The organism is Winogradskyella sp. UBA3174 (assembly GCF_002364335.1).
Classification (GTDB): domain Bacteria; phylum Bacteroidota; class Bacteroidia; order Flavobacteriales; family Flavobacteriaceae; genus Winogradskyella.
On the sequence record NZ_DEXW01000033.1, the window covers coordinates 50,507 to 51,776 of the forward strand.

The following is a 1,270-nucleotide window of genomic DNA, read 5'->3' on the forward strand; positions in this document are numbered from 1 at the left end:
TGGCTTAATCTTCCATTAAGGGCCACATAAGATTCCACAAATACCTGTACATTTTCGTGACCTTGACTGCTAAAATGGTTACCTAAGTAATGGGCATATTGTAGAATAAAGTCAGGTTGAAAACTCATTTGCTTTTCCTGAAATGGCGTTAAAAAATCTAAGTTATCCACATAGAAAAAATCTTTGGTTTCACTATTCACAATTTTAAAATTTGCATAACCTGCTTTTTCCATCAGCATCACGCGCCATGAAAATCGATAGCCTTCTTCTGTCCAGAATAATTCATTTGGATATAAAACATAGCGCCAAGGAAAAGTGAGTTGGGCTGCAAAAAAAACGATGAGTAATGGCACTATAATTTTCTTATGATTGTAGTTATATACCTCAGTTTTTAGTACTATTGTTTTTAACTTTAAAAAAGTTAAAAATCTTCTCAATACATTCAAAATCTTTTCGTGCACATCAGCATCAAAAAATATTAAAGTCGATACAATCATCACATAAGGAAACATACCAATCGGAAATAAGATCCTAGTAAACACATGAAAAATAACCACCATGATAAAGGCAAAGGTGCGTGTTTTTTTGTACAGTAATAAAAACGGAATGGCAAGATCATAAATTAAACCTGACCAACTCATAGCAAAGTGAAACCAATCTTTGTGCATCAATGTTTCGCCAATAAGTGGAATGTCGTATTTGGAGGGCAACCAGATTTTTAATGGCATTGCTTTAAAAAGCCAATCGCTATTCAGTTTTGCCAAACCTGCATAAATATAAACGATTGAAAGTAATAATTTTATACCGTCAATTGTCCATTTCGGAATTTGCTTATACTGTTTCTTTCTAATAATAGCATCTATAGAAAAATACCCATTAGCTGGTAAAAAGCACATTAAAAAACTAATTACACTTACAAAATAATAGTGATTGAGATACGTGGTTTTATCCATTAATTCTATGTAGGTGAAACTTAGAAAAAATGTAATTATCGCTAATCGATATTTAAAACCTATCATAACAAAAATTGCAGATAATCCACAAATTGCAAAAATTAAATAGGTGTAATTACCAATAGGTTTTATCCATTCAAACCCGTAATAACTGAACTGAAATTTTGGTTGCAAGTACAATTTATCTATCCACCCCAAACCCCAAAAACGGATTATACTCGCTAACATCAGAGCACCAAAACCTATTCTAAAAACAGCCAAAGGTGCTGCTTTAGTATTGCGGTTTAAATAAGATTTTAGTTTTGTTAGCATCAACA

1 protein-coding gene is annotated in these 1,270 nt (G+C 32.0%); it reads right to left on the reverse strand.

What is annotated here, in order from left to right; translation table 11 throughout:
* Positions 1-1,265 (reverse strand): HTTM domain-containing protein (locus B2U95_RS04700; protein WP_296313332.1); only part of this gene is annotated, 1,265 nt, incomplete at its 3' end.
* Positions 1,266-1,270 lie beyond the last annotated feature (5 nt).